General features: G+C 26.0%; 14 protein-coding genes. 1 reads left to right on the forward strand and 13 read right to left on the reverse strand.

Going from position 1 to position 15,219, the window contains the following annotated elements:
* Positions 1 to 86: 86 nt before the first annotated feature.
* The 13 genes from I4V51_RS08665 to I4V51_RS08725 form a co-directional block, all read right to left on the reverse strand.
* Positions 87 to 458 (reverse strand): DUF4179 domain-containing protein, encoded by a 372-nt coding sequence (locus tag I4V51_RS08665; protein ID WP_195988021.1) that lies wholly within the window; start codon positions 456 to 458, stop codon positions 87 to 89.
* Between the two features lie 122 nt (positions 459 to 580).
* A complete protein-coding gene (locus tag I4V51_RS20925; protein WP_207745928.1) occupies positions 581 to 979 on the reverse strand; it encodes a sigma factor in 399 nt (132 codons plus the stop codon).
* A gap of 1,068 nt (positions 980 to 2,047) precedes the next feature.
* Positions 2,048 to 2,173 (reverse strand): hypothetical protein, encoded by a 126-nt coding sequence (locus I4V51_RS21375; protein ID WP_279325448.1) that lies wholly within the window; start codon positions 2,171 to 2,173, stop codon positions 2,048 to 2,050.
* Positions 2,174 to 2,199: 26 nt separating this feature from the next.
* Positions 2,200 to 3,585, reverse strand: coding sequence for a peptidoglycan binding domain-containing protein (locus tag I4V51_RS08680; RefSeq protein ID WP_347708652.1), 1,386 nt, complete (start codon positions 3,583 to 3,585; stop codon positions 2,200 to 2,202).
* 138 nt (positions 3,586 to 3,723) lie between these two features.
* A complete protein-coding gene (gene cls, locus I4V51_RS08685; protein WP_195988022.1) occupies positions 3,724 to 5,265 on the reverse strand; it encodes a cardiolipin synthase in 1,542 nt (513 codons plus the stop codon).
* Positions 5,266 to 5,326: 61 nt separating this feature from the next.
* Positions 5,327 to 6,490, reverse strand: a complete 1,164-nt coding sequence (locus I4V51_RS08690; RefSeq protein ID WP_195988024.1) for an SAM-dependent methyltransferase — start codon at positions 6,488 to 6,490, stop codon at positions 5,327 to 5,329.
* Positions 6,491 to 6,897: 407 nt separating this feature from the next.
* Entirely contained in the window at positions 6,898 to 7,944 is a 1,047-nt protein-coding gene (gene cax, locus I4V51_RS08695) for a calcium/proton exchanger (RefSeq protein WP_195988026.1), read from the reverse strand.
* A gap of 108 nt (positions 7,945 to 8,052) precedes the next feature.
* Positions 8,053 to 8,697: a pentapeptide repeat-containing protein gene (locus I4V51_RS08700; RefSeq protein WP_195988027.1), complete on the reverse strand. Its 645-nt coding sequence runs from the start codon at positions 8,695 to 8,697 to the stop codon at positions 8,053 to 8,055.
* 99 nt (positions 8,698 to 8,796) lie between these two features.
* Positions 8,797 to 9,150, reverse strand: a complete 354-nt coding sequence (locus I4V51_RS08705) for a DUF1667 domain-containing protein (RefSeq protein WP_195988028.1) — start codon at positions 9,148 to 9,150, stop codon at positions 8,797 to 8,799.
* Between the two features lies 1 nt (position 9,151).
* Positions 9,152 to 10,405: an NAD(P)/FAD-dependent oxidoreductase gene (locus tag I4V51_RS08710; protein WP_195988029.1), complete on the reverse strand. Its 1,254-nt coding sequence runs from the start codon at positions 10,403 to 10,405 to the stop codon at positions 9,152 to 9,154.
* Positions 10,406 to 10,418: 13 nt separating this feature from the next.
* Positions 10,419 to 11,849 carry an NAD(P)/FAD-dependent oxidoreductase gene (locus tag I4V51_RS08715; RefSeq protein WP_195988030.1) on the reverse strand — a complete coding sequence of 477 codons (1,431 nt, stop codon included), beginning with the start codon at positions 11,847 to 11,849 and terminating at the stop codon, positions 10,419 to 10,421.
* 143 nt (positions 11,850 to 11,992) lie between these two features.
* Positions 11,993 to 13,486 (reverse strand): glycerol kinase GlpK, encoded by a 1,494-nt coding sequence (glpK, locus tag I4V51_RS08720; RefSeq protein WP_195988031.1) that lies wholly within the window; start codon positions 13,484 to 13,486, stop codon positions 11,993 to 11,995.
* 159 nt (positions 13,487 to 13,645) lie between these two features.
* On the reverse strand, positions 13,646 to 14,143 hold the full coding sequence (locus I4V51_RS08725; protein WP_195988032.1) for a hypothetical protein: 498 nt from the start codon (positions 14,141 to 14,143) through the stop codon (positions 13,646 to 13,648).
* 163 nt (positions 14,144 to 14,306) lie between these two features.
* On the opposite strand from I4V51_RS08725, the gene I4V51_RS08730 reads away from it, so the two are divergent.
* Positions 14,307 to 15,191, forward strand: coding sequence for a phosphatidylglycerol lysyltransferase domain-containing protein (locus I4V51_RS08730; protein ID WP_195988034.1), 885 nt, complete (start codon positions 14,307 to 14,309; stop codon positions 15,189 to 15,191).
* Positions 15,192 to 15,219 lie beyond the last annotated feature (28 nt).

A 15,219-nucleotide genomic window follows, 5' to 3' on the forward strand; every position in this document is an offset into this window, starting at 1 on the left:
TCAATTATATCTTTACTAAACCATGCATTCTCATCATTTAATATAACTATATCCTTCCAGTTTATTATGAAATTAAATTTATTATATTATTTATTAATATTTTCTTCACTAATTTTATAAGTAGCTTGACCAATATAATTATTATCTTCTATTCTCTCCTGCCTTCCATCTTCATATATTAAGGCATTCCCTTCACTATCCATTACTTCTTTTATACTATTTGCCCCTATGATAGGATAAAAACCTAAATCTTTATCACTTTCTATCATATAAGTAAAATTCAAAACTCGTCCATCAAAAATAGCCTCTTTTAACGTTATTTTTATTCCATTACTTTCTTTATTCATATTTATTTCAGTAGAATACTCTGAGTATGTCTCATATATTTTTTCTACATCCTTATTTAGATATAATAAGACTGAAATATCCTTTATTTTCAAATCATTAAAATACTTCATTATAATTATAGTCTTATATTTATCTCTTAATAAATCTACAGCCTTATATAAATCTATTTTCTCTTCTATTGAGATAGTTCTATATTCTTCAATATATACTGATTCTTCGATTTGAACAATTTTTATTCTTTCTTCATCATATCAACTGATACATTAATTAATATTCTTGTAATCCATGTTTTAAAAAATGATGGTTCTTTTAATTTATTAATATTAAAATATCCTCTAGTTATAGTTTCTTGAAGTATCTCCATAGACTTTGCTTCAGCTTTTACATACATATATGCAGTTTTATACATGTACTCTTTATTAACCTTTATTATATTAATATAAGCCTCTTTATCACCATATATATCAATTTTTATTATTTGATTTTCTTTTGGCTTCTCTTTTTCATCTAATTTTTCAATTCTAGTTTTTAATGATTTTATGGCATTATCCATATTTTTCTTAGTAGCTTGATTTCCTATTTTGTGAAGCCTTGCTTCAGAATTACCAAATCTCTTAGGTGTCTTTTTCATTCCATCTCTTAAAGAACTTTTAGTTATTACAGCTTCTTCTAATCTTTTTTTCTCTTTAACATACTGATGGTATTCAAAAATTGCTCTATTAAATCTTTCTTCCTTTTGTTTAATATAACTACTATAATTTCCATTAAATACTGTAATTTTACCTTCATTTATTTCAATTATTTTATTACAAATATGATCAAGAAAATCTCTATCATGAGAAACTAATAATATTGCTCCATTAAACTTAATAAATTTTTCTTCTAAATACTCAATTGAATTTACATCAAGGTTAGAAGTAGGTTCATCAGCTATTATTATTCTACTGTTATTATTTAATGCTAGAGCTACTCTTGCCTTTACTTTTTCTCCACCACTAAGAAATTCATTATATTCATCTGGTAAATTTAACTATTTCGCTATTTTTCTATTTTGAATATTAACAACCTCTTCTTCCAATTGATTAATATATGAATAACTGCTATCTAAATAAACATTTCCTTCATCATAACTTTCTCTATTACAAATTACATTTAAGAAGGTGCTTTTACCAGACCCATTTACCCCTACAAGCCCTACTTTTTCACTTTCAAATATTTCTAGAGTTCCAATATCTAAAATTAATCTATCTCCATAATATTTTTTTTAATTATTTTTTTTAATTAATTGCATAAAAAAATCCCTCCTAACTAATAGCGAGAGAATTACAAACTAAAACTATATTTCACATTATTAAATGAATCAATTTCATTATACATAAACCTATAAAATATAGATTTATTTTTTAAGTACAACCCTAAATTTTTGATTTAGCAAATTGAACTTACACCTACGATTGTTAATGAGTAGTGTGTTTCATTTAATAAAGCTATAGCATAGTAATCACTCTCTAAAATTTATACAACACAAATAAACCTTTAAAGGTTTATTTGGTTGTTTTTATTTTTTAAAGATGATTACATTCTCATTTTTTACTATATCTTTACCTTTCATAAAATTAATTGCATTTTTATTATATTATTTTTTTACATTTGTGTACATATTTTTACTCAAAATTAATTTGTTTATACTATAATATCTTTAAGAATTTTTCTTTATATAAATATTTAAAGCTTTTATTATAAGTATTAATGCATATATACTTAATATTGAAATAGTTAATATTAAAGCTATATTTATCCAAGCAATTATTCCTGTAAACAGCATTTTTATTACCTCCTATATACTTTTTACTACTCTTCCTTATAACAAACAATTGGTGTTCCTGGCTCTATATTATCATATATTTTTTTAGCTAAATATAATGGAACATTTACACAACCATGACTACCATCACTTTTATAAATTGAACCACCAAATGACCCTCTCCAACTTGCATCATGTATTCCTATATTACAATTAAAGGGCATCCAATACTTAACATCTGAGCTATATCCAGCTCCTTTTAAAGTTGCATTCTTTTGCTTATAATTTAATATATATGTTCCTTGTGGCGTTGCATTGCCTCTATTTATATTTCCTGTTACAACATCCCCTTGAACAATTAACTTTCCATCTTTATAAAACCATAAAGATTGATTAGTTAAATTTATTTCTACATAAGTATTACCAATGTCGTTCTCCCTAGTTCCCCATGCTTCTTGTATATATACTGGCTTTTTCTTTGTTTTTTCTCCACCTTTTATCTTTTCTATTAACTCTTCAAATTCTTTGCTCTTATCAATTTTCCATCCATAATTTCCCCCTACTACATCAACCGTCTTTCCAGTAGTTGTTTTAAAACTACGTGTTTTTCCATAAGTATCATATTTAGTACTCAATTCATTTAAATACTCTTTTATTTTCTCTTCATTAAAAACAACATTCATAGATTGATCTACTTCTAACCACTGGTTAATAATACTTCCATCTAAAATTTCTATTTCCTCATCAAAGGTATAGTAAATTTCAGTAGATACATATTTATTTAATTCCTTTTGTGTCTCTATAACTTTTTCACTAGTTGAAATAAAATCAGGATATTCATAAGCATTTATTTTTTCTAGATCAATTATTCTCCTTCCTATTAATACAGAATTCAATATATATGCATACAAATAATCTTTATTAACCTTATTACCGTATATTTCCTCAACTATATCATAATCAGTTCCATTAAAATGAAAACAAGCATCTAATGGTTCTATAATATTTTCCTTTCTAAAACAAGATAATTTATTAATCTCCTCCTCAAGCAAATCTTTTTCATAATTATAAACATTATTTATATTATATACATTCTTAGAAAATAAAAACTTAGGCCATAAAAATCCATTTTGATTTTTCTTTAACTCTCCTATTTCATCGGTTCCTTTATATTCAAAATCGATTGTCTCTCCCTTTATATATTCTACAATATTATCTCTTTCTCTAATTTCTATAATATAATCATGTGATGCACTTAACAATTCAGTATCAGCCTCTTCTATAGTTTTAAATGATACATTCACTCCATTTATATAAGTACCATAAAAAAAATGTTTATTAAAATATATAGAAATTAATAAATATATTATTACCATAGCTAAAATAGCAGTAATTACCCCCAATTTTATACTACCTCTTTTACTACCCTCCACCAAAATAGCTTTCCCCCCTTATGTTATTTCTAAAACGGCTTGTACATTCTATTATTATGTAATTAATTCTTCTTTTAAGACAAATAAAAAAAATAATAATGAAATAGATACACAATTCCATTATTATTTCTATTAATTTTACATTAGTGGAGCAATTAATTTCAAAATTCCTCCTCCAATTTTGTAAAAAATATTCAATTTATTATAATCCTCAATAGTTATATTCTTACATAATTTTAATGTATTTTGAAAATCACTTTCTATATCTCTTATAACATTAGTCTTGTAGAAGAATGTAGCACACTCAAAATGCAGATATAAACTTCTAAAGTCTAAATTTATAGTTCCTACTACTGCCTTTTGATCATCACTTGAAAATATCTTAGCATGTACAAAACCTGGTGTATATTCATATATTTTCACACCTGCTTCTATAAGTTCAGGATAATAGGTTCTAGCTAACATAAATGCACTCTTTTTATCTGGAATACTTGGTAGTATTAATTTTACATCTATTCCTCTTTTAGCTGCATAAGTTAGAGCTGTCATCATTTCATTATCAATAATTAAATATGGAGTCATAATATGAACATATTCTTTAGCTGTGGCTAATATATCTAAATATACATTTTCTCCTACATTTTCATTATCTAAAGGACTATCTCCATAAGGCATTACGTATCCAACAGCATTTTCTTCTTCCTTTTCAATAGATATGTACTTTTTAAAATCATCATGATTCTTCTCATTAATATTCCACATTTGCAAAAACATTAATGTAAAACTCTTTACTGCTTCTCCGGTTAGCATTACTGCTGTATCCTTCCAGTGTCCATACTTTTCAATACGATTTATGTACTCATCACCTAAATTAATTCCACCGTTAAAAGCTACTTTTCCATCAATAACAAGTATTTTTCTATGATCCCTATTATTTTGTGCTGTTGAGAGAACTGGCTTAATAGGTGAAAACATTTTGCACTTTATTCCTTTTTCTTTTATAGATTCAGGATAATCATATGGTAATAATGCTAATGAACACATACCATCATACATAAATCTAACTTCAACACCTTGTTTAACCTTCTCTTCTAATAATTCTAAAATAGAATTCCACATATAACTTTCTTCTACAATAAAGTATTCCATAAATATAAAGTCTTTAGCCTTTTTTATTTGTTCTTTCATTTCTTTAAATTTTTCTTCACCTAAAGGGAAGTACTTTATATCTGTATTTTTATAAATTGGATATCCGCCTATATTCACCATGTATTTTGCTAAATTTGCTACCTGCATGTCCACTTCTTCTAATTCGTTTATAACCTCTTTATCTTGTGATAAGTATTGTTGTGTTTCGCCTATAATCTTTAACAGCTTATAATTAATCAATTTACTTTCAACTTGGAATTTTACAAATAAATAGAATAATCCACCAAAAACAGGTGATATAACTAACAGTACCATCCAAGCTAATTTAAACGAAGGATTTTCTTTTTTATTTAAAATATATATAACTAATATTGCTGTTATTATAGTAAATCCACCATATATATATGGAATATCTTCTCTTAACCACATAAATGCAAATCCTAATATTGCAATTTGCACAAATAATATTGCAATTATCATTAATATTCTTCCATAAATAACATTAAAAACTTTTTTCTTGCCTGCCTTCATAAACATCTCCTTAAATGTATTTTAAAATAAAGGCAGTAATATATTTTACTGCCTTTAGGTATTAAATTAAATTATCATCTTTTAATAAATTATATAGTGTAGGATTAAAATTAAATGTATTAATTAGGTTATCAACCTCTTTTAAAGATTTTTCCTTTTTCTCTTTTGAAATATTTGTTTTAGAAGCTCTTATTAAAATATTTTTAGGAGAATGAGAAATGTCTATAAATTCTAATAGTTGTGTTTTATATCCTGCAGCCTCTAATAAGTTAGCTCTTACACTATCTGTCATTAAAGCGGCTACCCTTTCTTGAATTATTCCATACTTAGTTAATATTGATAATTCATCTGCTTTCATTTGAGCATTAAACTCATGTTGACAGCATGGTACAGAGAAAATAAATTTACTATTCCATTTAACCGCATTATATAAGGCATAATCTGTTGCTGTATTACATGCATGTAAAGTTATTACCATATCAACTTTATTATTATATTTAAATCCATTAATATCACCTAACTCAAAGTGTAAATTATCATATTTATATCTTTGAGCTATTTCATTACATTTTTTAATTACATCTTCCTTTAAATCTAATCCAATCATTTTTACATTTATTTTTTTTATTTCTACGAAATAGTAATATAATACAAATGTTAAATATGATTTCCCACATCCAAAATCTAATATAGTTAACTCTTTATAATCATTCTTTTTAATTTCATCATCTATTATTTCTATAAATCTATTTATTTGCTTATATTTATCATATTTAGAGTTAATAACTTTTCCTTCCTTAGTAAATACGCCTAAGTCTATAAGAGGTTCTATAATCATTCCCTCTTTTAATATATAGTTTTTCTCTTTATTATGACCTTTTTTAACTACTTTAGCATTATCAGATTTTTTCTTGCTTAATAGAACTTTTCCTTTCTTTGATATTTTCATATCATATGTACAATCATTTGACCATGCTGCAAGTTGCTTATAAACTCCATTTATACATTCATATACCTTTTCATTTATATCTTCTAATTTTATGTTTTCATGAAAAACTTGTTTGTCAGTAAATTTTTCTACTTGATAAAATTTCCCCTTATTAGTTTCCTTTAAATTAATTGTTATTTTATTGTACTTAACATCTTTATTAAGCTTATTACTTATAACAACCTTAATTATGTCATCTTTAAACATTTCATCTAATATCTTTTTTAATTCTTCCATATGTATCTCACCTTATTTATGTATAATATAATATCATTTTAATTTATATAATATCATTTTTCCATTATTAATTATATATGTTAATTTGAATTATTCAAATTTTTATTAAATATTCTTAAAAAATAAATGGCTAGTATATATGCTAGCCATTTATTTTTTAAGAATTTTCTTTTATATTTTGAGCCTTTTTACCTTTTCTATGTTCACATCCACAATTATTTGCTTTCTTTTCTTTTTCTTGTTGACTTGAGCAACAACAGCTATGCTTTTCACCCATAGTATTAATTCCTCCTATATGAAAATACATTATAATGTTTATCTTACATTACAAAGTTATTTTACTCATATATAAATATATCATCCTATGTAATTACAGTACTAATTAGTAGTATTATGCACTCTATAATTTATACTATAAAGAATCCAGCTGCAATTATTAAATATACTGCAACTAATTGAGCTCCTTCTAACCAATTTGATTCTCCATCACTAGCTACTTTATTAGCTATCAATACTGATACTATAAGAGCAATTAGTTCAAATTGATTAAATATTATAGTCATAGGTGTAAACATAAGACTTAAGAATATAAGTACTGGAGCTACAAATAAAATTATTTGCATACTTGAACCTATTGCAATTTCAATTGCAACATCCATTTTATTTTTTAAAGCCATAGTAATTGCTGTAGTATGTTCAGCTGCATTTCCTATTATAGGAATTAATATAATTCCTACAAATGATTCACTTAATCCCAACTTTCCTGTTATTCCTTCTACTCCATTAACTAAAAATTCACTTTCTATGGCAATAAAAACAGTAGCTACTATTAAAATAATTATAGCCTTTTTTAAAGACCATTTTGCTTTTCCCTCTTCTTCATCATAATTTACTGCATATAATTCTTTATGAGTAAAAAATGAAAATACTAAACTTAATATATATATTATAAACATTATAACTGCTACTACTAAGCTCAATCCTTCATATCTAGTATTTAACAGATTACTTGGAAAAGTATGAGTAAATACTGCTGGTATTGATAATCCAATAACTGCAAATAATAGCATACTAGATGTAACCTCAACTATATTTTTATTAAATTTTTGACTTTTATGCTTAATTCCACCTATAAGCATACTAGCACCTAATACTAATAAAATATTACCTATAATTGATCCCGCAATAGATGATTTAACTACTTCAAATAAACCTTGCTTTAATGCAAAAAATGAAATTATTAATTCTGTTGCATTTCCAAAGGTTGCATTTAAAAATCCTCCAATTTTAGGACCTGCATAAAATGATATTTCTTCTGTACCTTCCCCCATTAAACCTGCAAGAGGTATAATTGATAATGCTGCCAAAATAAACATTACTGTTGGAGAAAAATTCATAAATTTCCCTACTATGCTGATTGGAATAAAAATCAACATATATTTTAAGAACTTCATATATATCACATCCAATTCATTTCAATATATGATGTATTTTTCCCTTTATCCCAATATATTATTATAAAAAAAGCTATCTATGAAAAACTCATAGATAGCTTAATTTTTTTACTTTATATTTAATCCTAATAATCTACTTAAATCTAATGCTTGCATTGTTGTTACTGTAGTTCCATATATATTAGAAATATCTACATCAATTCCTGTAATATCACAAGTAGTTAAATCCATTTTACCTAAAAATGTTTTATTAAAAAATCCATTTGTAAAATTACAATTATCAAAGGTTACTTTATCTAATTTTACCTCTTGAAATATACTTTCTATCATATTACATTCAATAAAATTAACACTTACTATTTTACTATAAGAAAAATTAGAATATTTTCCTAAGATATTTTCAAATAATACATTTTTAAAACTACATTCATCAAAGCGTGTACCTATTAACTTACAATTGATAAATTGTGCTCTATGTATACTTCCACCACTAAATGATACATTAGATAAATCACAATTTTTAAATATTGTATCTATTAAATCAACTCTTTCAAAATTACAGTCTATAAAAGTTATATTATCAAATATACATGAATCTATTGTTAAACCTATATCATTCTTATCTTCAATATCTGTATTTTCTATAATCTTATTTTGTATTTTTTCACTATAGATAAATTCTTCTCTTAAATCTATTATTTTTTCAACATCATCAATAAATTTAGGATTTTGTATTTTAATTAACTTTGGCATTAAATCCTCTCCTCGCTTATATATCACATATATCATTATATATCATCTAAATAATATATGATATACATAATATATACTTGGAAAATGAAGAGGCTGATATTATATCTTTTCCATACTTCTAGTTGCAACTAAATCAATTCCTGTATTTAATATATTCTTTATAATAATATCACCTAGCTTTATTGGAGCTAAAACAGTAATACTATTTATTATCTTCATAGCCTGAAAGTTTAACTCTTTAGGTATAGCCCCATTTGTCTTTACTGGTAAAACTGGTAAAGATGCAGACTTAATCTTTACAGTTGATGTAATAACTCTAACTGGATTAATAACCTCATTTAATCCATATACTTCTCCACGCCTACATGTATTACCTTTTACTATCTTATTATCTATATCTACACTTAAATGACATCCCATTGGGCAACATATACATATTAACTCTTTATTCATATTACTTGTCATCCTCCACTGATATAATTAAATCCTCTTTTATACCATCTAATTTAGATTTACTCAAAACTATCTTTTCCATTTCAGCTGGAGCCAAATGTTCTTTTTTAAACTCTGAAATTATATCATTACCAGACTTTACGACTATCTTCTTGTGAGTGTATACATTATTTACCCTCATAAAGACTATAAGCTTATCTGTTATAGATTCTACATTCAACTTCTGTGGTATAGTGTAAGTTATATTAGATCCATTAATTATATTTACATATTTTGCAGATTTTAATTTTCCACTTAAATATTCATAAACACACTTTCCAGCTCTTTTAGCCTCTTCACTAACAAAATCAACTAAATCATGTACATGAAGTACGTTACCACAAGCAAATACTCCTTCCATAGATGTTTCCATACTTTCGTTTACTATAAGGCCGTTTGTTCTTTTATCTTTTTCTATACTAGCTTTTATAGATAATTCATTTTCAGGAATTAAACCAATAGATAATAATAAAGTATCGACATTAAACTCTTTTTCTGTTCCCTTAATAGGTACTCTATTATCATCAACCTTTGCTATAATAACTTTTTCTAATCTATTTTTACCTATTATATCTATTACAGTATGAGATAAATATAAAGGTATATTATAGTCATTTAAACACTGAACTATATTTCTATTTAACCCATTAGAATATGGCATTAATTCAACAACACCTTTTACTTTTGCACCTTCTAAAGTCATTCTTCTTGCCATTATAAGGCCAATATCCCCAGAACCTAGTATTAATACCTCTCTACCAGGCATATATCCTTCCATATTTATATATCTTTGAGCTGTTCCTGCTGTTAAAACTCCTGATGGTCTATCTCCAGGTATAGCAATAGCACCCCTGGTTCTTTCTCTACATCCCATTGCAAGCACTAACGATTTTGCTTTTAATTTCATATATCCATCTTTTGTATTAATTGCATGTATAGTTTTATCCCTTTCTATTTCTAAAACCATTGTATCAAGCTTAATTTCTATGTCTGTTTTTTTAACCATATTAATAAATCTTTCCGCATATTCTGGTCCTGTAAGTTCTTCTTTAAATGTATGAAGTCCAAAGCCACTATGAATACATTGATTTAAAATGCCGCCTAATTCCTTATCTCTTTCTACTATTAATATTTTATCTACACCTTGCATTTTAGCCTCATATGCAGCACATAGTCCTGCTGGTCCACCGCCTATTACTATTAAATCAAATATCATTTAATTTCACCTCCTATTTGCTTTTTCCATACAAAATAATAGAATCATTTTTTTCTAATAATACATCCTCCATTTTTATATTTAATTCTCTAGCAATAATTTCTTGAACTCTTGGGCCACAAAAACCGCCCTGACATCTTCCCATTCCAGGTCTACATCTTCTTTTTACTCCATCTAATGTTATTTTTCCAAAGGAGTTCTTTATTACATCAACTATTTCTCCTTCAGTAATACCTTCACATCTACATATCACTCTGCCATATAAAGGTTGATTTTTAATTAATTCTTCCTTTTCAAGTGGTGATAACTCCGCTATTCGAACTTGTGTTCTCCCCTCGGTAAAATTATCATTTTTCATTAAATTTAATCCAGAATTTCTTAATAATTTAATAATATACTCTGCTATAGCAGGTGCTGATGATAAGCCAGGTGACTTGATTCCTGCTACATCTATAAAGCCCTTCACCTCTGAATCTTCACCTATAATAAAATCATTAATAGTTGAAGTTGCTCTTAAGCCTGAAAACGTTCTTATACTTTCTTTAAAGTCTATTTTTTCAGTTATATGAGCTACAGATTTTCTTATATACTTTAAACCTTCACTTGTTGTATTTAATGATTCTTTATCTTCTAAATCTACTGCATTTGGACCTACTAAAATATTACCATGTACTGTAGGAGTTACTAATATACCTTTTCCAACTTTTGATGGGCAAGGAAATATTGTATGATTAACTATATTACCTTGTGACTTATCCATTACATAATATTCACCTTTTCTTGGTATTATTTTAAACTTTTCCTTGCATATCATATTATGAATTCTATCTGCGTAAATACCTGCCGCATTTATAATATACTTAGCTTTTATTTCTTTTCCGTCTTTAATCTTAATAATAAAAATTTCTTCTAATTTATCAATTGATACTACTTCACTCTCTAATATTATATCTCCTCCATTTTTATAACCATTTTCCATAAGTGCTATGGTATATTCAAAGGGTCCTATTATTCCTGCTGTTGGTGCATATAATGCACCTATAACCTCTTTTGATATATTAGGTTCAAGTGATAATACCTCTTCTTTATTTAATATCTCTAATCCCTTAACCCCATTATTATTTCCATTGATGAAGAGGTCCTTAATAACTTTTAAATCTTCATTATTAAAAGCTAAAACTAAAGACCCTATTCTTTTGAAGGGAACAGATAACTCATTACAAATCTTTTCAAACATATCATTCCCTCTAACATTATATTTTGCCATTAGCGTACCACACTTTGGATCATATCCTGCATGAATAATTGCTGAATTAGCTTTGGTAGTTCCCATAGCTACATCATTTTCTTTTTCAACTACTGCTACTTTTAAATTATATTTAGTTAACTCTCTAAAAATAGATGCTCCTATAACTCCAGCTCCAATTATTAAAACATCATACATAAAACTCACTCCTTTTTTTTATTAAAATAAAAAAATCAAGTATAAAAACACGAAGAATTATCTTCTGTTTTTATACTTGACTCTACTTTTTATATTCTTATTTAACTTATTATATTATAACATTTTTAATATAATTTTATCAATTACTCTTCCCAATGTTGTGCTCTAGTAACAGCTTTCTTCCATCCGCTATATAGCTTTTCTCTATCTTCAAAGCTCATTCTTGGTTCATACTTTTCACCAACATACCAATCATTTGATATTTCATCAATATTATTAAAATATCCTACAGCTAATCCTGCCAAATAAGCTGCTCCAAGTGCTGTTGTTTCTGTTATTATAGGCTTACATACTTCAATATTAGTTATATCTGATTGAAATTGCATTAATAATTTATTTTTACTAGCTCCGCCATCAACCTTTAAAGTATTAATTTTACATCCGGCATCCTCTTCCATTGCATTAATTAAATCCTTAACCTGATATGCAATAGCCTCAAGAGAAGCCCTAATTATGTGATTTTTATTTGATCCTCTAGTTAATCCAAAAATTGATCCTCTAGCATACATATCCCAATAAGGAGCTCCAAGACCAACAAAAGCTGGAACTACATAAACCCCACCATTATTTTTTACTTTTTTAGCAAAGTATTCTGAATCTTGAGCATCAGCTAATAACCCCATTTCATCTCTTAACCATTGAATTATTGCTCCTCCCATAAAAACAGACCCTTCTAAAGCATAATTAATCTTGCCATTTAATCCTATTGCTATAGTTGTTAAAAGTCCATTTTTACTTTCAACTAGTTCTTCCCCAGTATTCATTAACAAGAAACATCCTGTACCATATGTATTTTTAGCATCGCCTTTATTAAAGGCTGCTTGCCCAAAAAGAGCCGCTTGCTGATCTCCAGCTATTCCAGCTATAGGAACCTTAATATTATCCTTTCCGCCTAAATTAACGTATCCATATACTTCAGAAGAACTTTTCACCTCTGGTAACATAGATATAGGAATATTTAATTTATTTAATATTTTTGTATCCCATTTTAATTCCTTAATATTAAAAAGCATAGTTCTTGAAGCATTAGTGTAATCAGTTACATGAATTCTGCCATTTGTAAGCTTCCAAAGTAACCATGTATCAACTGTTCCAAAAAGCAATTTACCTTTATCAGCTTTTTCTCTAGCCCCTTCTACATTATCTAGTATCCACTTAACTTTTGTAGCTGAAAAATATGCATCTATTAATAAGCCTGTATTTTCTTTAATATATTTGTCAAAACCATCTTTTTTTAATATTTCACATATATCTGCAGTTCTTCTACATTGCCAAACTATTGCATTATATACTGGTTCTCCAGTTTCTTTATCCCATACTATTGCAGTTTCTCTTTGATTAGTAATTCCTATTGCCGCTATTTGTTCTGGTGATATGTTAGTCTTAGCTAAGACTTCTTGTAAAACACCATATTGTGATGCCCATATCTCCATAGGATCATGTTCAACCCATCCCTCATTAGGATATATTTGATTAAATTCTTTTTGTGCTACTCCATATATATTTTGTTCTTTATCAAATATTATAGCTCTTGAACTTGTAGTTCCTTGATCTAAAGCTAAAATATATTTTTCCATACCCTTACCTCCTATGAAAATACTAATATTGTTATATAATAGCATATTTCTATTTTAGTATAAAGATTTTATTATCTATTAAATAATAATAAAAGACTATATTTATTTATTTTACTTAAATTAAAGTTTTTAAAATAAATTTATATAGCCTTTAAAATATTATTTTTTTGTATTATTTAGATTTTTTAAATTACTTAAATTTATTTCTAATATATTAATTCCAAATTCAAAGGATCCATTGCTTGTATTTAATGTACTAATATCTAGTTTATCTAATTTAACCCCATATGTGTCAGTCCCATAAACTTGTACCATCTTTTCTATATCAATACTTAAAACCTTATCTTTTAATGTAAGACCATCTATATCGTTAATAGATTTTGTTAAAAGTGCAATAGAACCTTTAACTAATGGATTAGAAGAATTTTTTTTAGAAATTTGAAAGCTATTAATATCAATATAAATCACATTATTTTTAAAACTAGAAATAGTCATGGATGTATCAAAATCAATATTTAATCCAACTAACTTATAAATTCCACTTGCAGTAATTGTCTTTCCTAATTCTAATTTTTTTATTATTGTTTTATCTTGCAAAGCCATTAAATTTAATATGTCGTCTTTTGATAAATTTAATACTAAATTTTTTAATTTCATTTATTTCATTCCTTTAATACTAAAGTTTTATTCATAAAATTATATTCTTTAGTTAAAATTTAATTCCTATATTTTTGTTAATATATTATTACACATCTTTATAGTATAAAAATAAAATAATATATATACCTTTTTTCTTTTTATACAACAAGGGGATGATAAATTGGAAAACTTCAAAGATTTAACTATAAGTGATAAAGATTTATTTAATAATTTTTTAAAGGATTCTACTAATAAATCTTATGAATACTCCTTTACTGCTTTATATTTATGGAGAGATTTGTGTGATACAAAATATTCTATAATAGACAATTGTCTGATAGTAAAAAAAGAAACTAATGATGGTCCATTTTTTATGATGCCTCTAGGATATGATAAATCAAAACTTGAGGAATTAATCCTTAAGTTAAAATCATTATCTACCGATGATAATATCTATTTATTAGGTGATATAGAAGATAGTTTTATTCTAGATTTAAAAAACTATACTAATTTACCTTTTAAAATTATTGAAAATAGAGATACCTTTGAATATATCTATTTAACAAATGATTTATTAAAATTAGAAGGTAAAAAGTATCATCAAAAGAAAAATCATTATAACTCTTTTATAAATTCCTATAATTATACAATTACTTCAATAGATAATGAACAAAAAATAAACGATTGCTTAGATTTATTATTCAAGTGGCACAAAAAAAGAACCAACCTTTGTAAAGAGCTTCAAATAGAAACTAAAGAGATAACTGATTTGCTTCATAATCTAAGCTATTTAAATTTATATTCAATTGCTATTTATGTTGAAAATTCTTTAGTTGGATTCTCTATTGGCGAAATACTGAGAGATACTGCTATAATTCATATTGAAAGATGTGATATTAATTATAAGGGTGTATATTCATTTATAAATAGAGAGTTTATCAAAAAGGATTTCTCTGAAACAAAATTTATTAATAGGCAAGAAGATTGTGGTAGCAATGGCTTAAGAAAATCTAAGCTTTCATATAACCCGTTATATTTACTAAAAAAATCACTAATAATAATATAAAGGAAGCTGTTATATCAGCTTCCTTTAT

This window comes from Clostridium sp. D53t1_180928_C8, from assembly GCF_015667795.1.
Taxonomy (GTDB): Bacteria; Bacillota; Clostridia; order Clostridiales; family Clostridiaceae; genus Clostridium.